This is a genomic window from Roseovarius sp. THAF9, assembly GCF_009363715.1.
Taxonomy (GTDB): Bacteria; Pseudomonadota; Alphaproteobacteria; order Rhodobacterales; family Rhodobacteraceae; genus Roseovarius.
Window position 1 is genome coordinate 73,717 of the sequence record NZ_CP045405.1, and the last position, 22,323, is coordinate 96,039.

Annotated in this window: 22 protein-coding genes and 1 pseudogene; 15 read left to right on the forward strand and 8 right to left on the reverse strand. The window is 56.4% G+C overall.

Annotation, left to right across the window (positions count from 1 at the left end):
• Window positions 1-78 precede the first annotated feature (78 nt).
• A pseudogene (locus tag FIU86_RS20335) lies at window positions 79-842 on the forward strand (transposase); the annotation flags it as partial.
• A 544-nt stretch (window positions 843-1,386) separates the two neighbouring features.
• Here FIU86_RS20335 and FIU86_RS20345 read toward each other — a convergent pair.
• The 4 genes from FIU86_RS20345 to FIU86_RS20360 all read right to left on the reverse strand — a co-directional run bounded on the left by FIU86_RS20345 (window position 1,387) and on the right by FIU86_RS20360 (window position 4,495).
• Window positions 1,387-2,319: a cation diffusion facilitator family transporter gene (locus FIU86_RS20345; RefSeq protein ID WP_057796594.1), complete on the reverse strand. Its 933-nt coding sequence runs from the start codon at window positions 2,317-2,319 to the stop codon at window positions 1,387-1,389.
• Window positions 2,309-3,079 (reverse strand): transglutaminase family protein, encoded by a 771-nt coding sequence (locus FIU86_RS20350; RefSeq protein WP_057796593.1) that lies wholly within the window; start codon window positions 3,077-3,079, stop codon window positions 2,309-2,311. The genes FIU86_RS20345 and FIU86_RS20350 overlap by 11 nt, the downstream gene beginning before the upstream one ends.
• 616 nt (window positions 3,080-3,695) lie before the next feature.
• Window positions 3,696-4,124 (reverse strand): helix-turn-helix domain-containing protein, encoded by a 429-nt coding sequence (locus FIU86_RS20355; protein ID WP_057796592.1) that lies wholly within the window; start codon window positions 4,122-4,124, stop codon window positions 3,696-3,698.
• 179 nt (window positions 4,125-4,303) lie between these two features.
• Entirely contained in the window at window positions 4,304-4,495 is a 192-nt protein-coding gene (locus FIU86_RS20360; RefSeq protein WP_144435627.1) for a hypothetical protein, read from the reverse strand.
• A 106-nt stretch (window positions 4,496-4,601) separates the two neighbouring features.
• Between FIU86_RS20360 and FIU86_RS20365 the strand changes: the two genes are divergently transcribed.
• Entirely contained in the window at window positions 4,602-6,704 is a 2,103-nt protein-coding gene (locus FIU86_RS20365) for a protein-disulfide reductase DsbD (RefSeq protein WP_057796591.1), read from the forward strand.
• Window positions 6,705-6,802: 98 nt separating this feature from the next.
• Here the strand turns inward: FIU86_RS20365 and ccmI are convergent, their stop codons facing one another.
• The 4 genes from ccmI to FIU86_RS20385 are packed head-to-tail and all read right to left on the reverse strand — an operon-like array spanning window position 6,803 to window position 10,980.
• Window positions 6,803-7,954 carry a c-type cytochrome biogenesis protein CcmI gene (ccmI, locus tag FIU86_RS20370; protein ID WP_057796590.1) on the reverse strand — a complete coding sequence of 384 codons (1,152 nt, stop codon included), beginning with the start codon at window positions 7,952-7,954 and terminating at the stop codon, window positions 6,803-6,805.
• Window positions 7,951-8,436 (reverse strand): cytochrome c-type biogenesis protein, encoded by a 486-nt coding sequence (locus tag FIU86_RS20375; protein WP_057796589.1) that lies wholly within the window; start codon window positions 8,434-8,436, stop codon window positions 7,951-7,953. Before FIU86_RS20375 ends, ccmI begins: the two co-directional genes overlap by 4 nt.
• On the reverse strand, window positions 8,433-8,984 hold the full coding sequence (locus FIU86_RS20380; protein ID WP_057796588.1) for a DsbE family thiol:disulfide interchange protein: 552 nt from the start codon (window positions 8,982-8,984) through the stop codon (window positions 8,433-8,435). Before FIU86_RS20380 ends, FIU86_RS20375 begins: the two co-directional genes overlap by 4 nt.
• Window positions 8,985-8,988: 4 nt before the next feature.
• On the reverse strand, window positions 8,989-10,980 hold the full coding sequence (locus FIU86_RS20385; RefSeq protein ID WP_057796639.1) for a heme lyase CcmF/NrfE family subunit: 1,992 nt from the start codon (window positions 10,978-10,980) through the stop codon (window positions 8,989-8,991).
• Between the two features lie 552 nt (window positions 10,981-11,532).
• Here FIU86_RS20385 and FIU86_RS20390 point away from each other — a divergent pair.
• From FIU86_RS20390 to FIU86_RS20445, 13 genes are read left to right on the forward strand one after another with little or no spacing between them, the layout of a single operon-like run.
• Window positions 11,533-12,102 (forward strand): SCO family protein, encoded by a 570-nt coding sequence (locus FIU86_RS20390; RefSeq protein WP_172977597.1) that lies wholly within the window; start codon window positions 11,533-11,535, stop codon window positions 12,100-12,102.
• 4 nt (window positions 12,103-12,106) lie between these two features.
• Complete coding sequence (locus tag FIU86_RS20395; protein WP_057796587.1) at window positions 12,107-12,529, forward strand: disulfide bond formation protein B; 423 nt, start codon at window positions 12,107-12,109, stop codon at window positions 12,527-12,529.
• Window positions 12,526-13,185 carry a thioredoxin domain-containing protein gene (locus FIU86_RS20400; protein WP_152477312.1) on the forward strand — a complete coding sequence of 220 codons (660 nt, stop codon included), beginning with the start codon at window positions 12,526-12,528 and terminating at the stop codon, window positions 13,183-13,185. The genes FIU86_RS20395 and FIU86_RS20400 overlap by 4 nt, the downstream gene beginning before the upstream one ends.
• Window positions 13,186-13,213: 28 nt before the next feature.
• On the forward strand, window positions 13,214-13,681 hold the full coding sequence (locus tag FIU86_RS20405) for a copper chaperone PCu(A)C (protein WP_236544576.1): 468 nt from the start codon (window positions 13,214-13,216) through the stop codon (window positions 13,679-13,681).
• Complete coding sequence (locus tag FIU86_RS20410) at window positions 13,681-14,307, forward strand: SCO family protein (protein WP_057796585.1); 627 nt, start codon at window positions 13,681-13,683, stop codon at window positions 14,305-14,307. The genes FIU86_RS20405 and FIU86_RS20410 overlap by 1 nt, the downstream gene beginning before the upstream one ends.
• Entirely contained in the window at window positions 14,304-15,677 is a 1,374-nt protein-coding gene (locus FIU86_RS20415) for a M23 family metallopeptidase (RefSeq protein ID WP_057796584.1), read from the forward strand. Before FIU86_RS20410 ends, FIU86_RS20415 begins: the two co-directional genes overlap by 4 nt.
• Before the next feature lie 3 nt (window positions 15,678-15,680).
• Window positions 15,681-16,139 carry a DUF411 domain-containing protein gene (locus FIU86_RS20420; RefSeq protein ID WP_057796583.1) on the forward strand — a complete coding sequence of 153 codons (459 nt, stop codon included), beginning with the start codon at window positions 15,681-15,683 and terminating at the stop codon, window positions 16,137-16,139.
• A 22-nt stretch (window positions 16,140-16,161) separates the two neighbouring features.
• Window positions 16,162-16,944: a ZIP family metal transporter gene (locus tag FIU86_RS20425; RefSeq protein ID WP_057796582.1), complete on the forward strand. Its 783-nt coding sequence runs from the start codon at window positions 16,162-16,164 to the stop codon at window positions 16,942-16,944.
• A gap of 4 nt (window positions 16,945-16,948) precedes the next feature.
• A complete protein-coding gene (lspA, locus tag FIU86_RS20430) occupies window positions 16,949-17,419 on the forward strand; it encodes a signal peptidase II (RefSeq protein ID WP_057796581.1) in 471 nt (156 codons plus the stop codon).
• Window positions 17,416-18,987 (forward strand): apolipoprotein N-acyltransferase, encoded by a 1,572-nt coding sequence (lnt, locus tag FIU86_RS20435; protein ID WP_057796580.1) that lies wholly within the window; start codon window positions 17,416-17,418, stop codon window positions 18,985-18,987. The genes lspA and lnt overlap by 4 nt, the downstream gene beginning before the upstream one ends.
• Window positions 18,987-19,154 (forward strand): hypothetical protein, encoded by a 168-nt coding sequence (locus tag FIU86_RS22655; RefSeq protein ID WP_057796579.1) that lies wholly within the window; start codon window positions 18,987-18,989, stop codon window positions 19,152-19,154. Before lnt ends, FIU86_RS22655 begins: the two co-directional genes overlap by 1 nt.
• A 24-nt stretch (window positions 19,155-19,178) precedes the next feature.
• A complete protein-coding gene (locus tag FIU86_RS20440; RefSeq protein ID WP_057796578.1) occupies window positions 19,179-21,104 on the forward strand; it encodes a penicillin acylase family protein in 1,926 nt (641 codons plus the stop codon).
• A gap of 47 nt (window positions 21,105-21,151) precedes the next feature.
• Entirely contained in the window at window positions 21,152-22,093 is a 942-nt protein-coding gene (locus tag FIU86_RS20445; protein ID WP_236544575.1) for a cytochrome c oxidase assembly protein, read from the forward strand.
• The last annotated feature ends 230 nt before the right edge of the window (window positions 22,094-22,323 follow it).

Sequence of the window (22,323 nt, forward strand, 5' to 3'; positions counted from 1 at the left end):
AGCACGAAAAAAGCCGGATAGGCCGCCTCCAAACCCATATTTTTGGGAGTATACTTGCTCGCACGGTACGCTTTAGCCATGCCAGATGCCGCCACCGAGATCGCCAGGCTGTACGCCGCGCTTGCCGCTTCGGAGCCCCGCGCCGAGGCTGCCGGGAGCGAGCTGGCGTAGATCTGGGCCGTGGTCTCGACCTCGAAAGCGATGATCAAGCATCTGAAGCTGGACTCGCCAAACTCAGGAGAGAGCAATTTGGCCACAGCTCGGAACGCCGAGCCCGGCTGATCGACCAGTTGGAGCTGCAGCTCGAAGAGCTCGAGGCGGCCACCACCGAAGACGAGATTGAAGCCCTGAATGTGGCGAAGACCTCGACCGTCGACGGCCTCGAACGCCGACGCCCGACGCGCAAGCATTCACTGAACCATCTACCGCGCGAGCGCATGGTCATCGAAGCGCCTACCACCTGCTCCTTCTGCGGGTCGGACCGCATCGTGAAATTGGGCGAAGGCATCACCGAGACGCTTGAGGTCATCCCCCGGCAATGGAAGGTGGCCCGGACCGTCCGCGAGAAGATCAATCAGCTACCCGCCCCATTCCATCCGACGCCATGGGTATGGGCTGAGCCGAACCTGCCGGCGATGGTTCTGTTCGAGAAGTTCCGACCGCACCAACCGCTCATCCGCTAGGCCGAGCGCTACGCCTGGCAGGGTGTAGATCTCAGTCTATCGACCCTGGATGATAAGGTCGGGGCCTGTGCTGCCGCGCTCGAGCCGATCCACGCCCTGATCCGGACCCATTCTCTGGCGCCCGAGCGCCTGCACGGCGACGCCACCACGATCTCCCTCAGTCCCTTCACCTGCCTGCCCCCGGCGCTTTCTGTTCGGAGCATCAGGCCTGTGTCCCGGGTCAGCGCCAATTCCGAATATATGAGGTTCGGAATTGGCCCTGACCCTTACGTCCGGGGAAAATTCAAACGGCGGTTTTGGGCAAATTACGTCCGGCGGTTACAGAGATGCGCCGGTTGAAGGCACTTGAGCACGAAAACACCCGCCTGAAGAAGATCGTGACGGACCTGACACTGGATCGAAAAAGCTTCAGGATGTCATTGGCCGAAAGCTTTGCAGCCTCGCTGTTTACGCGAGGTTGTTACCGGGATGTACGTAGTTTGAAGTGTGTCGATCCGGAAGTCTGAAGGGGCCATCTGCTTTGACACGTGCCCGGCGAACGGATTTGGATGCCGTCGAGAGGCGGATCAAGGGTCTCACAGAGACGCGGGAGAGTCGGGTCTGAGGTCACAAGAACCGGCACAATTCGTTTTTGACCCGCGTGCCAACTTCGGCGGAAACTAAGAAATCCGTCCCAGTTACGTGCGTTTCGGTGACTCTTAATCTACTCTGCTTCTGCGACGTTGCCGTGGCCATAAAGGGCGGCGTTTTTATGTGCGCGATCCACATGCTCGAACTCCAGGCTAGAATGACGAATGCCAAAATCACCTCTCAGAAGGCTTTTGAGTGTGGCCTTGACATTTTCTGTCTTGCTCCATCCATCTGCCGTCAAAACGATGTGACAATCGAGTGCCACTTCGTGCTCTTGCATCTGCCATAAATGAACATGGTGCACGTCCTCGACACCTTCCGCACTCCGCAAAGCCTCGAGGACAGCGTTGTTGTCGATGCTGGGTGGGCTACCGAGCATCAATGTCCGGATAGGTTCGCCTATCTCGATAATAGCCAGATAGAGGATATAAAAAGCGATGCCGATGGTGATCGCCGGATCGACCCATCGCATGTCGTAAATAATGATTAAAGAGCCGCCAATGACTACCGCTACAGAAGCCAAGGCGTCGGACAGGTTGTGCAAAAAGAGCGCACGAATGTTCACGCTGCCCTTTTGCATCGAATAGGTGAGCAGCGCTGTCAAAGTGTCGACCACCAGTGCCACACCACCCAGAACTACCACTGTCCAGCCTTGGACTTCTGTGGGATCAATCAAACGTATGCCACCTTCATAGATGAGATACAATCCAATCAAGATAAGGGTTGTATAGTTGATTAAAGCCGCGACGATCTCGACTCTTCCGTAGCCGAATGTCATGCGATCGTCTGCGGGCCGACGAGCAATCTTTCGCGCGGCGAAGGCAATAACCAACGATGCCATGTCTGAGAAATTGTGCAGCGCATCCGCAATCAACGCGAGGCTTCCGGATAGTATCCCGCCGATAATCTGCGCGAATGTCAGAAGGCCATTAGCCCAGATGGCAATAAATACGCGTCGGTCGCCTGTTGCTGGGTCAGTTTGCGCGTGGCCGTGATCATGCGGCACGGTCTGCCTCCTCGTGACTGTGATTTCGTCGACTGGACTGGGAGTCTCTTGGTAGTTTTCCGCTCCGAATCGCACGTACTCGCGCGTTCATCCAGTGCCGTATGAAGCGGCGAAAGAGCCAGTTGCGCAAAAAACCGAAGTCTTGACGATACTCTGAGAAAAACTCGTCTGGCTCATCGAACGTGCCTAGATCACGGACAATACCATTGTCCTGGATGTAAGTGTCGGTACCGTTCCAACCGATAGGCGGTGCACTCAGGCATTCCGTCGCAACACCGAAACCGCATAGCGCCTCCTCATCGCCGAATTTCCGTTGAAGCGTTTGCAAAAAAGAAGTGTCTAGAATGAAACCCTCAAGATTTACCCAACCCTCAACTGTTTCGACCTCGACCCAAGAATGTAAAATTTCAGAAGGTGCGAGCGGGTAGACAAGTTCTGGCACGATGCCCCTCTGAAGTGCCTTGTGAATGGTAAACCCATGAAGCCTGCAACGTATGCCGACACTGCGAAGCAAAGCCATGAGGAGTGTACCCTTGGTGTTGCACTGACCGTAGCCATCCTCCAGCACCTCGGAGGCTTGAATGTCGTCAGAACGGTTATAACCAAAGGCAATTTCGTCCCTGACGAAGTTGTAGGCAGCGCCAATGCGATCATGTTCTGCAAGAGCTTTCCAGTGGCGGCCGTTGGTCAACTGCCGAATTGAAGTTGCGTCATAATTCAGCAATCGCGTTTTTTTTAGATAAGGCTCGACCTTCGTCATAGAATCTCTCCAAGACTAACATGTCGGGAATAATAGTTGCTACAGTGGCTATAGCTTCAACCCCAAACCTATGCGCACCTCGTGGATCGCATCCGCACGCGGCATCCCTTTTCCGACAAGAACGTCAACCTGCCGCAACAGCTGAACTATTTCGTCGGGCTTGTGTCACTTGTTTGCCATTCTCTGTCCTCCGTTTCCTAAACATAACGGTGGACCAATTTAGAGGGGGAGGTTCAGGACCGTTCGACTTTTTCAACTATTGATGCTGGCCTGTGCAGCTGCAAAGTCTTCCACTTCTCGGCCCCACACAAGGGCTGGACAGTATACCCCCCTGCAGGCCTTTTTCGCGTCAGCCGCATGCTAAATAACGGTCAACAGGTCGCGGAGCAGTTCTTCCAGATGCCGTGGGTGTCAGCGGTTCCTGCACCAGCAGATCGAGCGTCAAATAGCTCCTCGCCGAACACCATCTTTGCTAGCTGCCATCCAACTAGCGTGTTGCACGCGCTCAGTAAAATTTTCAAGTGTCGAACCCCCAAGTAGCACTCAAGCGCACGTCGTAAAACAACCTAAAATTCAGGCCAAAATCGTTAGCGGATGGGCTTTTGCGGCGGGAATATCAAGCGCCAATTTCTTGGTGATCGGTTAAGCACTCGGAATGGTCTCGAAGCACCTCCAGCACGCGACAATCCGACATTTGCCCGCCGCTGCATTCGCGCACCATTCTTTTTAATTCAGTACGAAGAGCCTCTAGACGGGCTAATCTTTGCTCGACTTGCTTTAGCTGCCGGCGGGCGATTGCATCGGCTTCCGCGCAGGACTTTTCCGGATGATCGCTGAGATCGAGGAGTTCACGGATCGCGTCCAGAGAAAATCCTAGTTGCCGTGCGTGCCGGACGAAAGATAGACGGTCGAGTTCGTCGAGGCCATAGCGCCGTTGGCCGCCTTGGGACCTGCCGGGTTCAGGCATAAGGCCGATCTGCTCGTAGTATCTGATGGTCTGCACTTTCGTTCCAGTCTTCTTCGCGAGCGTCCCTATTGTCAGCATTGCAGGTTCCCCATGTTACCTACAGTCAGTGTAGATTTACGCGGCGCGTATCGCAAGCTCCAACTGGGTCTCGCAGACCGGTGAGTGACCAATCGAGAAGTGCCAATGATGCTTGCACCTACAGCGGCTAGAGGATGTACGCATGTTAGATATCAAGAATCGGAACTCAAGGAGTAGCGCTAGATTTTCAAGTCTTCAGAGTTTATTTTGGGGTCTTGGCGCGTGGTGAGGATCCGGAACAGGATCAATTTTTGCAAGGCACTAGCCAATAACTGCGGCATCATGGGACGCGGGCCAAATCTGTATTCGAAAGAACTGCTGTTTTGCACGAAGCCCGAACAGGCATCGCTGTTGACCAGTCGGTTGGACAATTGGCTATGCTCCCTGCTTGACAGGTTGAAGGCATCGCAAGGCGTCAGGACATTGCACAGTGCGTCATCTTGCCCAGACAGAACGCTTAGATAAAGAGGTCAGAGAATGCGTATAGCCTTGGCTTGGTATCGCGGGTTGCTTGTGAGTTTTGCAATCTTTCTGGTTTTAGTGGCAAGTCCTGTTCGCGCCTTGGAGTCCAATGCGTATCGGTCCGAAGCACTGACGGCGCGCTTGATCGTCGCGGAAGCGGGAATCGCCCCGGGATCGCTGTTTCTTTCGGCGGGTTTGAAGATTGAATTGGAGGAAGGATGGAAAGCGTACTGGCGGTCACCCGGCGAGGTTGGCCTGCCGCCGGAGATCGACTGGGAAGGGTCCACAAACCTTGAATCCGTCGACATGCTTTGGCCCGCACCCACGCGTTTTCGCGCCTTCGGAATTGAAAACTTTGGCTACGGCAAGAAAGTTACATTTCCGTTACAATTGCAGCTTATGGATTCTGATAGGTCAGCCGAGCTGAAGGCAATCGTCAATCTGCTGATCTGCTCCAATGTGTGCGTCCCGGAAAGGTTTGAACTGACTCTCCCTGTTCCATTGGGATCCGGCGTCGACGCTAGAGCCGCGACCGAAATCGCGACATGGGCCGCTCGCGTACCTGTCGTAGGAACAGAAAGCGCAATAGCGATCTCGGGCGCAGCGCTGAAGCAGGGTCAATCTTTGGTTATTCACATGACGCGGCCTTCTGGCTGGAACAATCCCGATATTTTTCCGGAGTCTGATGCAGGCTCTGCATTCGGTGCGCCCGATATCCGCCTTACAAATGATCGTACCGGTCTTTGGGCAAGTATTCCGATTCTCGCGTTAAGCGAGGAACAATCCTCCCTTCGAATTACTGTCGTGGACGACGATGTCGCGGTTACATTCGATGATGTGAACACCACCGACATTGTACCTGCTCCACCTTACGCATCCGAAACCGGCCAAGATAGGGGTCAGTTTTTCCCGATTCTCTTGCTGTCCTTCCTGGGAGGGTTGATAGTGAACGTAATGCCATGCGTCTTGCCAGTTCTATCGATCAAATTCGGATCGGCGCTTCGAATGAAGAATCGCTCCGTTTCACAATTGCGCGCGGGGTTTGTCGCTACGGCTGGGGGAACTGTTGCTTTCATGTGGGTACTGGCCTTTGCGGTCATAGCGCTGCAGATGCTCGGATATGCCGTTGGATGGGGTATGCAATTTCAGAATGCATATTTCTTGACAGCACTCATTCTCGTTGTCGGACTCTTCGCGACTAATTTGTTTGGAGTTTTTGAAATTTCTTTGCCCAGCAGTTGGATGGCGAGGCTATCTGGCCGCTTTGGGCGGGGGTATGCCGAAGACTTCTCCACCGGCGCTCTGGCTGCGATACTTGCAACGCCTTGTTCCGCCCCGTTGCTGGGGACAGCCATTGCCTTCGCGCTTTCCGGCACGACAGGCGATATACTTGCGGTTTTCACAGCGATGGGGATTGGGCTTGCACTGCCATATATTCTGGTTGCCGCTTGGCCTGGTTTTCTGTCCCGACTGCCCAAACCGGGACCTTGGATGATAAGCTTGAAAATTGTTCTCGGATTGCTGCTTGCCGGAACCGTTGCATGGCTATGCTGGGTCTTGATTGGTGTGACGTCGCCAACCCTCACAGGCTTGGTGCTGCTGGGTCTTGGGTTCATCGTACTGGCTACGAGAGCCTATCAGGCCCAGCCCAATAACGGTTTGCTGTGGGGAATGACTGCGGTTTTGGGCATGACGTTGGCGGCCCCTGCACTGCTGCCAAAAGGCTCCGATGATGTAACAGACTCGATCAATTCTTACTGGGTCGAGTTCGACCGGTCCCGGATCGCGCGTGAAGTGTCGCAAGGCAAAACCGTATTCGTGGACGTTACTGCGGATTGGTGCATCACTTGTAAAGCAAACAAAACCCTGGTCCTAGATCGTGAACCAGTTTTGGGAGCACTTGGCGAGGAAGCGGTGATTGCGATGCGCGCGGATTGGACGCGACCGGACGCGAGAATCCAATCCTATCTCGAGACACACGGCAGATACGCAATTCCGTTCAACATCGTCTACGGTCCAGATGCGCCTGAAGGTATCATTCTATCTGAATTGCTATCCGTGGATGCGGTTCTCGAAGCGCTGTCGGCTGCCGATCTCAGCGCTGTCCGAAAACGATGAAATAGTGCCGTTGCATCGCTCAAGAGAGGCAGAACCTGCAATGGTTCAGTTTCAGGTGAAGGGAAGCTGTTATGTATCTGAGAATTCGCAGCCTCAATTTATTTTTTGATCCGATCCAATCGGGCCGTGGCGGCGGCACGCGTCGGGTCGGTTTCCGGAAGGCTTTCGGCCAAGCTGCGCGCTTTGCCGGCGGCGTTCTGGGCAGCATCAAAGTCACCCAACACACTGTACGCCTCCGCTAGCCGAAGCCATCCTTCAAGATTGGCTGGGTCATTCAACAATCGCGCCGCCAAGCGGTCAACCATGGAGCGGACAAAAGTGCTGCGCTCCTCGACTGACATATCTTGGGCGGCCTCGATATCGACCGCACGGGGGCCCCGTGCGTCCTGTGGATCCGGAATTAAATCAGCTAGAGTGACAGGGGTCTCTCCGACCTGTTCCCCCAATCGGTTGGCGACAGACAGAAAAAGTTCCATCCACGGATAGGCGCGATCCGCTCTCTTGAGACGCTCGATCAAAAGCGCCCTCGCTTCCTCTGGAACCCCGTCCTGTTCGAGGATCCGGGCCCTATAGAAAATTGGGCCTGGATCATCAGGGTCCATCTCTGATGCACGTTCGATCACGCTTTCCGCTTGCGGCGTCACGATCCCGTTCTCGGCTGCGATCAAGGCCTCGGCAAATAGCAGTAGGGTTGAGATATCTACATTGTCGCGAACTGTGACGCGTTCGAATGCATCGGCGGCATCATCGTAACGAGCTGTACGCATATAGGTCTGACCGAGCAGAACCCAACCATCACTTGGTCCACCCGACGGGTCAGCTTCAAGCCGGGTTTTTAATCTCTGGGTTAACTCTGAGAGGTTTGCGGCTTTCTGGATTTCAGATGCGCGAGACGCCAGAGGCTGGCTTTCGATCTTTGGCGAGCCGATTTGAGAATACAAAGCAAAGGCTACCAATGGCGTAGCAATGGCGGACGCGAAGATGATGCTTCGCCCACTTGCGCGCGACGACTCACGTGTCGCAAGCCGACCGGCAGCCAGAATGCGGCGTTTGATTTCAACCCTGGCCGCGTCCCCCTCGGTAACGGATATCAGATTCCGCTCTTGATCAATATCAATTTCGGAAAGCTGATCCTTGAGGATAACCAACGCTCCATCCTTTCTATTCAGGACTTCACCCGTTCGATAGAGACAGGACAAGAACAGGAGGGCGGTGATGGATGCCATCGCGCCTAACACCAACCAAATCATGGGCCTCTCCGTCCTTCATTCTCCTTAAAAATGGCCTCGAACTCACGCTCTTCATCGGGGCTCAGTGGATCAGCAGTGCCATCAAGAACCGCCCTGCTTCGGCGCCTGATTGTGACAAAGACAACGCTAATCCCAACGGCAAGAAGAACCGCAGGTCCGAACCACAACAAATATGTGGCGGGTTTCAGTCGCGGCTTGAAAAGGACGAAGTCACCGTAGCGATCTACGAAAAACGCAATGATCTCGTCATCTGTTTCACCTGCAATCAGACGTTCGCGCAGCAAGGTGCGCATCGTTCGGGCAACACCAGCATTCGAGCTATCGATATCCTGATTTTGGCAGACAACGCAGCGTAACTGCTTTGAAAGCTCCCGGGCGCGCGACTCAAGCACCGGATCATCCAGCAACTCATCTGGCTCCACAGCCCAGGCCGCGGTTGTCGCGGCAAGCACCAGTACGAGTAAATAGAGCCAACCCTTCATGATTGACCACCTGCTGCGGCCAACGCAGCACGAATTTCATCCTGTGCCTCTGGCGTCACAATGGGACCAACATAGCGATAGACTACGATCCCCGTTCCATCGATCACGAAAGTCTCCGGTACGCCGGAGATACCCCACTCAATCCCGACGCGGCCTTCGCTGTCTGATCCGATCCTCTCATAGGGGTTGCCAAGCTCCTCCAGCCAATTGGCTGCATCTGCTGATTTGTCCATGTAGTTGATCCCCATCAGCCGAACACCGTCCTGTTCGACAAGCCTTGTGAGCACCACATGCTCAGCACGACAGGGCACGCACCATGAAGCGAATACATTGACCAAAACCGGCTCGCCAACGCTACGAAGGGCTGCGGACGACAGTCCGGGTGTCTGAGTACCCTCTACCGGTGGGAGTTCAAAATCCGGAACTGGTTCGGAGACCAAAGCGGAAGGGATTGCGTTAGGATCACGGTCTGGGTTGAGCCCCCAGAACAAAAATCCACCCAAGACTACTGCGATCAGCGCTGGCAGCGCGAGAATGATTTTCTTCATCGTATCATTCCGCCGGTTGAAGCGCTGACGACCGGCTCTTTGGCGACGGCGCACCCACCCGCAATCTCCGGTCCGATAGCGAGAGGGACCCGCCAAGCACCAGCATCGTCGCTCCGATCCATATCCAATTAACCAGTGGTTCGTAGAGGATGCGCAAATTCCACTGGCCCGACGCCGTTTCGGCCGCAGGTTCACTGATGGTGACGTAGAGATCACCGCTTAGCGTTGATCGGATTGCAGATTCGGTTGTGGACGTCCCCGCAACTGGATAGCTTCTGCGCTCCGGACGAAGAAGCGTAATCTCCCGTCCATCTTTCAAGACGCGAAGCTGGCCTTGTTGTGCGATGTAGTTTGGACCACGGAACCGTTCGACGCCGTCGAATATTACCTCAAAACCTGCGATGTCCACGGTCGACCCCGGTTCTGCGAAAAGAACACGTTCTTCCTTCCAGGCTGTTGAACCTACGAATCCAAGCACAAGCATTGCAACGCCGAGATGCGCGAGCGTCATACCGTGCGCGGAGCGCGGCAGGTTCCGCGCGCGACGCAGCGACTGAGAAAGCGGTAGATCAAAGAGCTTGATACGCAGCGCCCATTCGCGCAAAGTCGCAAAAAAAACCCAGGCTGCAATCCCTATTGAGACCACAGCGAGCAGGGGCCCGTTTGTCTGAAGGTACCAAACGATCCCCGCGACACCAATCGCGATACCAAAAATCAAACGCAGCCGTTGCCAGATACCGGGAAGATCGGCCCGTTTCCAAGACAGGAATGGGCCAACTCCCATTATTATGACGAGCGGCAGCATGAAAGGGATAAAAGTCGCGTTGAAATACGGTGGTCCTACAGAGATCTTTTCTTCAGTCACCGCTTCCACAAACAATGGATAGAGTGTTCCAAAAAGGACGGTCGCCGTTGCGGTCGCGAGCAGAAGATTATTGAGCAAAAGCCCAGCCTCGCGGCTGATTGGCCGAAAGACGCCAACCGATCCAAGCTGAGGCGCGCGCCATGCGTAAAGTGTCAGTGAGCCGACAATTGTCACACCAAGAAGGCCGAGAATGTACACGCCGCGCGCTGGGTCGACCGCGAACGCGTGAACGGATGTCAAAATGCCGGATCTGACGATAAATGTCCCAAGAAGTGACAGAGAAAAGGTCAGGATGGCTAAAAGAATGGTCCAGCTTTTGAACGTATCCCGCTTTTCCGTGACAATAGCCGAGTGCAGGAGTGCCGTGCCGAGAAGCCAAGGCATGAAGGATGCGTTTTCAACCGGGTCCCAAAACCACCAGCCGCCCCAGCCAAGTTCGTAATACGCCCACCAAGAGCCGAGTGCGATCCCCGCAGTGAGGCTGATCCAGGCCGTCAGAGTCCATGGCCGCACCCAACGCGCCCATGCGGGATCCACCCGGCCCTCTATCAGAGCCGCGACCGCGAAGGAGAAGACGATCGAGAAGCCGACATACCCAAAATACAAGAGCGGGGGGTGCATCGCCAACCCGATGTCCTGCAGAAGCGGGTTAAGATCCGTGCCATCCAGAGGCGGCGGGAAAACCCGCTCGAACGGATTGGATGTAAAGAGCATGAAGCTCAGGAAACCGACACTAATCCAGGCTTGAACCGATAACGTTCGCGCTTTGAGACCAACCGGAATGTTTCTGCCCAGCAGCGCGACCCCAGCCCCGAAAAGTACGAGAATAAGGGTCCAGAGAAGCAGGGACCCTTCGTGGCTGCCCCAAGTGCCCGCAACCTTGAAGATCATCGGCTTTAGCGAGTGGGAATTTTCCACTACGTTTTGAACAGTGAAATCACTGACAACAAATGAGCGCATGAGTGCGCCAAACGCAATTGCAACCAATGTCACCTGAATCGCGGCTGTCGTCTTCGCACTTTCCATCCAAAGCACGCGCCCCGTGTTCGCCCCTACAATTGGCAGGACACTTTGAACAATTGCGACTGCAAGCGCCAAGACTAGCGCAAACTGTCCAATCTCAGGCGTCATGTTGCATGTTCCCGACGAGCGCTCTCGGATCACGGAGAACGACTTCTCCACTATGGCATTGGTCAACGAGATTTCTTATCATTTCGATCTACTTCGGCCAGTCGAGAACGGTTTCGCGAATTATTGACATCGACCCAACCGGAAACTTTCTGTGTCCAAGTCGCGATTGGAGCCACTGTGTTGATTCGACTTCATCGTAGTTCCTGAAGCAGCTGTAGGTTCAAACGTTTTAATTTTTGCTTTGGCTCTCAGATCCGCTGATTGCTATCTTTTAATATTTAAAACGCTTTGCACGGACCTTGGCATCGTGGATGCTTGCAGATCGTCACCAGCGTGACGTCGATCGCGAACCTAACCAATACGACAAATGACAATCTGGGCAGTCATTCAAAACGGATGGCAACTTCCCATTCACAGTCGCGTGACGTGCCGTCTCAGAAGGATAAAAGAGCTTGAACCTACAGCTGCTGCAGGATGTACGAGAAAGAAAAAATCGGAGCAGAAATTGTGCAAAGCTGCGTGGTGCTTTCAGGTCTTCAGAAGATATTGTGGATGCTGGCGGGTGCGGCATCGTTCGCCTTTATCGGGTTTTTGTTATCGGCTGACTACCGTGCCGCCAGCTGGCGAGATGTAAGTGAACCGCCGTTTTTTGCGGAGTTCGAACTAACAGGGCACAATGGAATGGTTTTTACAGAAGAGGACTTCGAAGGCCAGTGGATGCTGGTTTTCTTCGGCTTCACAAATTGTCCTGACATCTGTCCAACGACGCTCTCAGAGGTCGCAGCGGTGATGGAGGGTTTGGGAGATGACGCGTCAAAAGTCCAACCAATCTTCATCACGATAGATCCCCAACGAGACAACCCGACCGCACTGGCGCAGTATGTGCCAAAGTTCGACGCGGGCATCATCGGGCTCACAGGCACACCGGAACAGATCGATGAGACATCCGAAACCTTTCCAATCTTCTACGAGCGGATCGAGGAAGCTGCAGCATCAGACGGCTATACAATGGGGCATACATCACATCTTTTCCTTTTCGACACGCAAGCAGGCTTCGCAAAATCTTGGCCCTATGGCACCCCCGCTCAAGATATCCTCGCCGACCTAAGAGAGAGGCTCTGATTTTATGACCCGACTTTCCGGAGAGACTGCTCTCGGCCTGGCTTGGTTCATCGCGCTAAACGCATCTCTCGCCGTACTCTTCATCGGGGAGGTGCTGGGGCAGACTCCTTGCTTACTCTGCTGGGTTCAACGCACTTTCATGTTCCCCTTGGCCATAATTCTCGGGCTTGGGCTGTGGTGGCAGGACCGGCGCGTCGGTCGCTACGCGATCGCGCTGGCTATCGGTGGCGCCGCCATAGCACTTTGGCACCTCGGCCTCTATTTCGGGCTGATTCCCGAACGCATCCAGCCCTGCACTGCGAGCGGCCCATCCTGTACCGACGACAATCAATTGTTCTTCGGCATTCCTATCCCACTGATGGCGCTCGTCGCCTTCGCGATGATCGGTCTGCTGTCGGCTGTCTCACTGAAGGAAACACAAAAATGAAACGACGCGGCCTCATCCTGTCCGTTCTCGCTCTCGGTGCCGCCGGTTTCGGCGGTGCCGCATGGTACGCAACCCGCCCCGAGGCGATTGCCGAGGCCGCCCCCGTCGACCCGCAATTGGCCGATGGGCTGATCCGGCCCTATTCCCCGATCCTCGGCCCCGAGACGGCGCCTGTCACGATTGTCGAGTTTTTCGATCCAGCTTGCGAGGCGTGCCGCGCATTCTATCCCGTGGTCAAGGATATCATGGCTGGGCACGGTAATGCGGTACGTGTCGTAATTAGATACACTGCCTTTCACGGGGACGCTTCGGTGGAAGCGATCCGTGTTCTTGAAGCTGCGCGGATGCAGGACGTGTTCGAACCGGTGCTCGAAGCGGTCTTGCAAGAGCAGCCCCGATGGGCGTCCCATGGTGCGCCGGAGCCGGGTTTGCTCCTTGAGATTGCCGCAAGCGGAGGTCTGGATGTCGAAGCGCCCCAGACGCAGATGCTGGCCCCCGATGTTGTAGCGGTGCTGAACCAAGACCGTGCCGATGTCAAAACGTTTGGCGTGCGACAAACGCCCACGTTTTACGTAAATGCCAAACCGCTAGACCCGTTCGGTGAGGCGGAACTACGGCGGCTGGTGGCGACGGAAGTTGCGGCCAGCCAAAGTTGATACGCGGTCAGATGCAGGAGAAATTGTCGTGAAAAAACTTCCACACATCAAGGGATTGGCCTTTCTCTTGCTGCTCACGGGCCTGTCGGCCCCGGGATTTGCCGGCTCGGAGGATGTCGTCGTCGAGAGCGCGTGGTCCCGCGCCTCGATCGGCACGAGCCGTCCGGGGGCTGCCTACATGACCGTGCGCAACAGGGGTGACGACGCCGTTACGCTGACCAAAATTGCGACACCGCTGGCAATGATGCCCCAGATCCATGAGACGAAAACCGACTCCGCTGGCCTCAGTTCCATGGCGCCTGCAGGCGAGATCACGATTGAGCCCGGCCAAAGCGTGGCATTGGAGCCGGGCGGGCTGCACGCCATGCTCATGAAGCTGCAAGAGCCGATGGCCGAAGGCGAGACTTTCCCGCTGACACTGACCTTCTCGGATGGCGGCAAGGTGACGGTCGAGGTCCCAATCCTCGGGATCGCCGCGCGTGGACCAGAGGGCTGATGCAACGTCGGCAGCTCCTTCTATACGGCGCAGCCGGTGCCGGCGTCCTTGGCATGACGCTCTTCGTGGGCTGGTGGCGGGTGGACGGGCTTGGTGCGCCTGAACCAAAAGGGCAGCGGCCCCTGCCCCTATCGGCGATGGAGTTTCGGCTGACCGACCACGAGGGAAATGAGGTAGGGCCTGGCACCCTGATCGGTCGTCCGACAATGGTATTCTTCGGGTTCACCTACTGCCCGGACATCTGCCCGACGACCCTATCGGATATTTCCGGCTGGCTTGAGGAACTGGGCGACGAAGCATCAGAGATGAACGTTGTCTTCATCACGGTCGATCCGGAGCGGGACACGGTTGAGGCCATGGCCGAATATGTCGGCTATTTTCATCCGGTCATTCGTGGCTGGACGGGGCCGGAAGACCAGATTGCCCGCGCCACAGAAGGGTTTCGTGCCTCATTTGAGCGCGTCCCGACTGAGGGCGGCGGCTATACGATGAACCATACGGCAAGCGTATTCCTGTTCGATGCCGAGGGTGAGCTCGTCACGATGATCGACTATCACGAACCAAGAGAATTCGCGGTGCCAAAGATCCGGCGCGCACTGACAGAAAACGTAGAGGGGGCAAAATGAAGATAGGAACTGTCTTGGCGGCCGTGGCGGTCGCAGGCGCGATTTCGGTTGCCGGCATCGCCATCTCTGGCGTTCTGTCCAAAGAACCGGTGCCCCCTTCGATTGCTGAAGCGACCCTCTGGACTCCCGATCCGCTCACGCCGCCCCGGATTGCCGAAATCAATTCGGTCCGCCCCACACTCGCCCAGGCGGATATCGCATTCGAGTTCAGACCCGTGCCCCTCCTGACCGTTTCCCCCACAGATACCTCCTTGCCATCTATCGAGCCCTCGCTGGTCACCTGGTCGCGCGAGATTGCGTCGGGCGAGACGCTTGATGCGGTCCTCTCCGATGCGGGGCTGGATGCTTCGGATCGCGCCGAAATCGCCTTGGCGATTGGCGCGGAATACGATTTGCGCCGTCTGCGTCCGGGTCACATCGTTACCGTGGTTTCCACAACGGACGACAACCCGCGTCGTGTAGAACTCGCCGTCGAAGACGGTGTCCGGATAGAGGCGGTCTTCGGCGAACTGCTTGCCGCTCGCGTGTTGGAGCCGGACCCCGAATTGGTGACTTTCGCCGGCAAGGCGGTGATCGAGAGCTCGATTTTCGCTGCCCTGGACACGGCAGACATCCCCGCCCGTTTTGCGGTGGACCTGGCGCAGATGCTGGGCGGCACCGTGGATTTCCGTCGTGATCTCGCGGGTGGCGAGACGATGCGCCTCCTTTGGCGCGAGGCCCGAGACGGGAACAAGAGGATTGGTCAGCCTGAGCTTGCCTTCGCTGAGCTGGATCTTGGTGGATCGGTCTACGAGATCGTCTGGCCGGACGACGGCAGCGGTCAAGCGACGATCTATGTCGACGGAGAAGTGCTGCGCGTGTTTGCGCAACCGGTGGAAGGAGCGCGGCTGAGTTCCGTCTTTGGCCGTCGCACACACCCAGTCTATGGGAATGTGCGCATGCACACCGGCGTCGACTTTGCCGCGGCAAGCGGTACGCCGGTAAAAGCAACGGCGCCCGGACGCGTGAGCTTTATCGGACGTCGTGGTGGATATGGCCGGGTGGTGGAGATAGCGCATGGATCCGACACCTTGACACGATACGCACATCTCAGCGAGGTGCCGGACACACTCGAACAAGGGCAGCGAGTGATGGCCGGAGATTTGATCGGCCGCGTCGGTGCAACTGGCACCGCAACCGGCCCAAATCTGCATTATGAGGTTCTGGTCGACGGTCGCCCGACCGATCCTCTCTCTGACGACCGACTAGCAGAGGCGGCCGAGCGTGAAGCGGACGACACGGCCGCGCTTGAGCGACTGAGTGAGGCGCGTTCACTTCTGGCTGAGAGGCTCGCCAGCGAATTTGCCGAAACGACAACCGAAAGGCTTTGATCCATGAAACGATTGGCTCCCGCCCTTGCAGTCACGCTGGCCTTGTTTCCCGCGGGGCAAGCTGTCGCCGTTGCGATCCAGATTGACGTCCGAAAGACAAACGGCTGCGGCTGTTGTCACTCCTGGATGAAGCATCTGGAGGAAAGCGGATTCGCGCCGACAGGCGAGGACATGTTCGGGGGATCTCTTGTGCGCTTCAAACTCGACAATGGCGTGCCTCAGCGCATGGTGTCCTGCCATACGGCTTTGGTCGACGCCTACGTGATCGAAGGTCATGTGCCGGCATCAGACATTCAGCGTTTTCTGGATGAGCGTCCTGATGCAGTGGGGCTGGCGTTGCCGGGAATGCCCTATGGCTCGCCGGGCATGGGACCGGAAGACGATCGTGAGGCTTATGACGTCTTCCTGATCCGCGGCGATGGATCGACCGAGATCTTTAGCAGCTATTCGGCCGCTGACTGACGTATCGCCGAGACTTCAGCGCTTGGAACCTTTCTCTCCAATTACCCTTGGCTTTCTTGGAAGCCTGGCCGCCGGATCGCTGACTGCGGTCGGGGCGGTCCCAGTTCTTTTTGGGCGCATCCCGTCCCGGGCTACGCGCGATCTGCTGCTTGGCTTCGCAGCGGGTGTCATGCTCGCTGCTTCGTTTTTTTCGCTGATCATTCCAGCTCTCGACGCAGCCGAAGGACAGTTCGACAACGGTGCTCTCCCGGCGGCCATCGTTTGCGTTGCGATTCTGCTTGGCATGGGCGCCGTTGCTCTGATGAACGAACGGCTGCCGCATGAGCATTTCAAGTCGGGGCGGGAAGGCCCAGACGCCGCATCGCTGCGCCGCGTCTGGCTTTTCATCATCGCGATCACGATCCACAATTTTCCCGAAGGGCTTGCCGTCGGCGTCGGGTTCGGGGCTGACGGTTTGTCGGGCGGGTTGCCACTTGCTATCGGTATTGGATTACAGAATGCCCCCGAAGGTCTGGCGGTGGCGGTTTCGTTGCTCGGCGAGGGATATTCCAGGTTTCGCGCCTGGGGCATCGCCGCTCTGACCGGTCTCGTCGAGCCTTTCGGTGGGCTTCTCGGCGCGGGCATTATCAGTCTTTCGCAACCGCTGCTGCCTTGGGGTCTCGCCTTCGCAGCAGGTGCGATGCTCTACGTCATCAGCCACGAGATCATTCCGGAAACCCACCGGTCCGGCCATCAGAACAGGGCGACGCTCGGCCTCGCGGTTGGTCTTGTCATCATGTTGTTCCTCGACGTCTGGCTGGGATAAGCGTATGAGAACTTGCCTCTTCGTCGGTCTGCTTGCTGCTCTAATCGCCTTTCTTGTCGATCAGGCAACGAAGGCAATCGTTGTTTCCAATGCGACTGTACTTAGTTCCGGTGTATCGGTCTTTCCCGGCTTCAATCTCATCTACCTGCGCAATGACGGGGTGACCTTCGGGCTTCTCGGCGGTGCGCCATGGTGGAGCCTTGTCGTATTGGCGCTTGGCATCTGCGTCTGGTTGGCGGCCATGCTGATCCGTTCCAGCAGCCGGGTCGAGGCCATTGCCTATGGTGCGATCATCGGCGGTGCTCTTGGCAATATTCTGGACCGCCTGCGCTTTCGTGCAGTGACGGATTTCTTCGATTTCTACATCGGGACGGCGCATTGGCCTGCCTTCAACATGGCCGATATTTTTGTGGTTGGCGGCGTGGTGCTGCTCAGTGCGCCGTGGGTTGGCGCTCGACTTCAGACCGATTCATGAAGCCAGGTTTGCCGCAGTTCGTTAGTGAGGACCCAAACCTCTTCCCGCGCACAGGTCTTGCCCTTGTTGCCGGCGGATTGACGGTTTTGACCCTTCCGCCGTTTTCTTGGCTCATCGCGGTCCCTGTCTCCTTCTCCGTGCTCTTTATTGTTCTCCGGAACATCTCAACCTCGCGCGCTTTCCTTGTCGGTTGGGCTTTCGGACTGGGCCAATTCGGGATTGGAATTTCCTGGATCGCCGAGAGCTTTTACGTCGATGCCGAACGTTTCGGCGCACTGGCGATCCCAGCAGTAGTGGGACTGTCCGCCGGGCTAGCGATTTTCCCGGCCAGCGCAGCTATGCTTTTTGCCGCCATAATGCAGCATCGAGTTCTCCATGGTATTAAGGCGGGCCTTTTGCTTGCGACCTGCTGGATGGCCACGGAATGGCTGCGGGGTCATGTTCTGACAGGATTTCCGTGGAACCTTGCTGCATATGCTTTGGTCGATCACGCCGCGCTGCGACAGCCAGCGGCCTGGGTTGGAAGCTACGGCATGAGCTTTCTCACGGTCTTCATCGGCACCTTGCCAAGTGTTTTGATTGCGGTAGCGCCAAAGAGACGTCTGTCCGTTTTCGCGCTCTTTTCCGTTGCGATGACGGGTCTCTGGGGTGGCGGTACACTTTGGTCAAGTCAAGACGTTCCGCCGACAGACATTACATTGCGCATTGTTCAAGGCAATGTGCCGCAAGTCGAGAAGTGGGCACCGGGCAGCCGCAAGCGAACCTTGGAAAAATACCTGAGATTGTCTGTGCGACCCGGCCGTTTCGATCTGCTGCTTTGGCCGGAAACGGCTTTCCCCGGTTTTCTGGACGAGGACGCCATTGCGCGCACGCAAATATCTGCGGCTTTGCCAGACGGCAGGGTCCTTTTGACAGGTGCGCCGGACCGCGTAGAGGGAGATGGGGCAACCAGATATTTCAACACTGTACAAGCCTATGACGGCAGCGGTGAGATTCTGGCGGGATATGCAAAACATCATCTCGTTCCGTTCGGGGAATATGTGCCCCTGAAAGGCTTGCTGCCCTTTGAGCGGCTGACAGAAGGGTTAGGCGATTTTACGCCAGGACCAGGGCCACGCACACTGGCGATCCCTGGGGCACCTCTGGTCGGGGTGGCGATCTGTTACGAGATCATTTTTCCGGGCCAGGTGGTCGATGAGCTTCTCCGTCCTGACTGGATATTCAACGGTACAAATGATGCATGGTTCGGAACCAGCATTGGACCTGAGCAACACCTCGCTTCCGCGCGCATGCGCGCGGTCGAGGAAGGGCTTCCCGTGGTCCGCGCGGCCAACACTGGGATATCCGCGATTATCGATGCCAGCGGAGAGATCGTCGCCCGTCTCGACATCGGGCAAACTGGTGTCATAGATGCCAGGCTTCCGGCAGCGCATGCGCCCACGCCTTACGCACGTTTCGGTGATTGGACGTCGCTAGCGCTCATCTGTGCGGCCTGGGGCATAGCCTTTGCCGTCGGATTCACATGTCAACGTTTCAATCGCGAAAATACAAGATCGGAGGAATTGTGATGCTGGTGCTCGCGGGATTTGTCGGAGGTACGATTTGGGGTGGCTATCTGGCGCGGCGACGGAAAGGGGACCGCCTGGATATGCTTCAATATGCGACAAGCTCCGGCATTGTCTTCGGCTTGCTCGCCTATTTCGCCTCGTTGATCTTCTTGCGCATCATATCCTGAAACTAGTTTTGTACGGGCGACGAATTGAGACGGCTGATCCTCATTTCACTATATTTGTTCCTGTCGATTTTTGCATCAGGCTTGTTCGTTTGGGGTGCTGGCTACTTTCTGCTCAATGCCTCCGTTCCTGACTATGAAGAGAACTTTAGCGTTGCGGGTATAGAAGGCCCGGTTAACGTCCTGAGAGATGCTTCAGCTATACCACACATTTCCGCCGGCTCCGCTGCAGACAGCTATTTCGCGCTCGGTTTCGTTCACGCGCAAGACCGGCTGGGGCAATTATTGAGGGCAAGGCGGACAGCGCAAGGTTTATTGCCACTTGAGCAGATAGCTGAACTTGAACCGTCGACATCGGATGCACTCGAAGCATATGCCGCAGGTGTCAACGCCTGGCTTGGGCTGGTGTCCGAAGGCGGGCGCGGCAGAGGCGCACCTGAACTGTTGATCGCGGATGAGAGAACGATCGCGGCGTGGAGGCCCGTTGATAGCATCAATGTCGCAAACGCATTTCTGAACGATCTTCGCCCCGATAAACTTCAGAACGAACTGTCTGGATTCCCAGATAACCAGATTCCGTCAGATCGACCCGCGACACCCGAGTTGTTTGCCGCTTCTCCAAGGGTCAAACTGACTGCGTGGGCGTTGCCCGAAGATCGGACTACTACCGGAGCACCGATGCTTGCGGCGGATATCAGTGGTCCTTTGTCACTGCCGTCCGAATGGTACTTGGCAGACCTTCAAACGCCGGAAGGGGTCGCGATTGGCGCTACGATGCCAGGCGTGCCTTTCATTGTCGTTGGTCACAACGAGCGCGTCGCCTGGGCGTTCAGATCTTTTTCGCCAAATGAAATAGAAGAACCAGAAGTTTCCAAAGCTGCGCAGACAAGTGATTTCTTGATGATGCTCGACCGTCTGGCCAAGTCCGCCGGTGTGAACTATGCTCTGAACGCAACCATGAACAAGGTGCCAGATGGATTGGAGGTCCTAGCGGTCGACCGGACAACTCTGGCGGTTTGGCCTGAAAGCGAGGTCAAGCGTCCTGGATCATTTCAAGACGCCAGACTTGCAGTTCTCGATGATCGCCGGCCCGTATTCACTGTCGAGAGCGCGATTGCGGTTCAACGCGACACGGTCAGCGCTGTCGCGCGTACCCTTCTTCCGCTGATGGCAAAAGAGCTCTGGTTCGTGAGTTCCGCAAGCGACATCAAGGAGAACAAAGTCGGAAAGCTTCGCGAAGAAGTTTTGGACGAGCTTTCTCAATGGAATGGCGAGATGGGTCGCTACTCACTGGAACCGCTCGTGTTCTGGACATGGGTACGTGCTTTGCAAAGACGCATACTTCAAGATGAGTTTCCATCTGCAACTGCGGTCTGGACCAGACCGAATCCTGATTTCCTATCCGCGGTCCTTTCAGATCGAAGAGGGAGCGCAATCTGGTGCGACATCCGCCCGTCCGCCCGCATTGAGACCTGCCAGGATCAGGCTCGTGCAGCTCTGGATGATGCCATTGCCAAGCTTGTTGACCGGTACGGAAGCGATCCTTCAGTCTGGTTCTGGGGCGCGGAACACACACTGAATATGCAGTGGTCGCCAATCCAGTCGAACGGGATTATCAGCGATTTGTTGTCTCTCGAAGCGCCATACTCGGGTGACCCTTATACACTGATCGCTTCTGACAATGACCGCCCGGTCGCCTCCAGCGTCGGCACTAATTTTCAGGCAGTCATGTCGTTTTCGGATGAAAGCCTCTCCTATTTCATCACGCCTGCCGGTCAGTCCGGCCATCCGCTGTCACGTTTCTACGACAACCTGTTTCCTAGGTGGATGCAGAGCAAATACCTCGTGATGTCAACCGATCTATCTTTGGCCCGGGGTGGCGCAGTAGGAACTTCGCGACTTTCACCCTTATCCGCCTACAGCCGGGCAGTAAAACAAGGGAGGAGCCGATAATCACATATTTCCTCCTTTTCGACCCGTTTGGATATGCGATTTCGCCAGTGTCCCTTGTTTCCGTCAGCTTGGCCGCATGGTACTACATGCGCGGCCTCGCGCGATCCGCTCGTATTCGCGGGACGGTTTCTCTTTGGCGGCAGGCTATGTTCTTCGCTGGCTTGACCTGCATTTTCGTGGCCACGAATGCGTCTCTGGCTTCATTGGGGCACAGCCTCTTTTCGGTGCACCAGGTGGAACATCTTCTCCTTCGCCTTGCAGGACCACTGCTCATCGCTGTTTCGCAGCCGTGGCGCATCCTGCAAGCCGGTTTGGAAAGTCGGTGGCGTCGATACCTCGGCGCGCTGGCGAACGCCTGGTTCGTGCGGTTCATGGCGCATCCGGCAACCGCCACTGCCTTGCTCATCGCTTCGCTCTTCGTCTGGCAGATACCGGTCCTTTACGGACTTGCGCAGCGCATCGCGGCGGTCGAGCTGCTCGCACATCTGGCGATGGTGCTGGCAGGGATCTGGTATTTCGGCATGCTTTTCGACTGGAGGGATCCCCCTGCCGGTGCGCGACGCGGAGCGAGGCTGATCTCCGGTTTTGTGGTGATTGTTTCAAACATTTTTCTGGGTTCCCTCACGACACTTAAGGAGGTGGCCCTTTATGCCTCCTACCAAACGACAGGCACCGGCTTATCTGCAACTTTATCCGATGAAACGATTGGTGGCTACGTGATCTGGGTCCCATCCTCGATGGTGATGATCGCCGCGATCATTCTGGTCATGAACGGCTGGAACGCTGCGGAAGTGCGTCGCTGGGATGCGCGATACGAACTGACGCGCGCCTCGAACTCCGCCGCGCTCGAATTTCCGGAAACGGCCGAAGAGTTGCGTCTGAAGGTTGCAAAGCCAAATCGTGACATGGGCCGGACGCTCGCCCTAGGCGCGTTGGTCATGTTCTTGATCGTCATGATAACGGTGGTGACGATTGTGTATGCACTGTGATCGTTGCCATCCCGCCAGCACGCAATGCGCAGGCATGACGAGAACTGTTCACGAGGCACCTTGTCGCATCCCGCTTGCGGCTTGGCACGTTGTGATACGCGCCGAAATGATATAGCAAACCGGTATGGATGAGGGGACCGAAGCAACCGAGACGTCGGACCCTACGGCGAGCGATGTCAAGCGAACGACCAGATCGAGCAATCGAATGGTGCTCTGGATTTTGCTGTGCG

Excerpts from the sequence above, each read along its gene's own strand:
- FIU86_RS20350 (WP_057796593.1), bottom strand. The coding sequence starts at position 3,079 with ATGACGAAGGTCGAGCCTTATCTAAAAAAAACGCGATTGCTGAATTAT.
- FIU86_RS20355 (WP_057796592.1), bottom strand. The coding sequence starts at position 4,124 with ATGCTGACAATAGGGACGCTCGCGAAGAAGACTGGAACGAAAGTGCAG.
- FIU86_RS20365 (WP_057796591.1), top strand. The coding sequence starts at position 4,602 with ATGCGTATAGCCTTGGCTTGGTATCGCGGGTTGCTTGTGAGTTTTGCA.
- ccmI (WP_057796590.1), bottom strand. The coding sequence starts at position 7,954 with ATGATTTGGTTGGTGTTAGGCGCGATGGCATCCATCACCGCCCTCCTG.
- FIU86_RS20375 (WP_057796589.1), bottom strand. The coding sequence starts at position 8,436 with ATGAAGGGTTGGCTCTATTTACTCGTACTGGTGCTTGCCGCGACAACC.
- FIU86_RS20380 (WP_057796588.1), bottom strand. The coding sequence starts at position 8,984 with ATGAAGAAAATCATTCTCGCGCTGCCAGCGCTGATCGCAGTAGTCTTG.
- FIU86_RS20385 (WP_057796639.1), bottom strand. The coding sequence starts at position 10,980 with ATGACGCCTGAGATTGGACAGTTTGCGCTAGTCTTGGCGCTTGCAGTC.
- FIU86_RS20390 (WP_172977597.1), top strand. The coding sequence starts at position 11,533 with ATGCTGGCGGGTGCGGCATCGTTCGCCTTTATCGGGTTTTTGTTATCG.
- FIU86_RS20395 (WP_057796587.1), top strand. The coding sequence starts at position 12,107 with ATGACCCGACTTTCCGGAGAGACTGCTCTCGGCCTGGCTTGGTTCATC.
- FIU86_RS20400 (WP_152477312.1), top strand. The coding sequence starts at position 12,526 with ATGAAACGACGCGGCCTCATCCTGTCCGTTCTCGCTCTCGGTGCCGCC.
- FIU86_RS20410 (WP_057796585.1), top strand. The coding sequence starts at position 13,681 with ATGCAACGTCGGCAGCTCCTTCTATACGGCGCAGCCGGTGCCGGCGTC.
- FIU86_RS20415 (WP_057796584.1), top strand. The coding sequence starts at position 14,304 with ATGAAGATAGGAACTGTCTTGGCGGCCGTGGCGGTCGCAGGCGCGATT.
- FIU86_RS20420 (WP_057796583.1), top strand. The coding sequence starts at position 15,681 with ATGAAACGATTGGCTCCCGCCCTTGCAGTCACGCTGGCCTTGTTTCCC.
- lspA (WP_057796581.1), top strand. The coding sequence starts at position 16,949 with ATGAGAACTTGCCTCTTCGTCGGTCTGCTTGCTGCTCTAATCGCCTTT.
- lnt (WP_057796580.1), top strand. The coding sequence starts at position 17,416 with ATGAAGCCAGGTTTGCCGCAGTTCGTTAGTGAGGACCCAAACCTCTTC.
- FIU86_RS22655 (WP_057796579.1), top strand. The coding sequence starts at position 18,987 with ATGCTGGTGCTCGCGGGATTTGTCGGAGGTACGATTTGGGGTGGCTAT.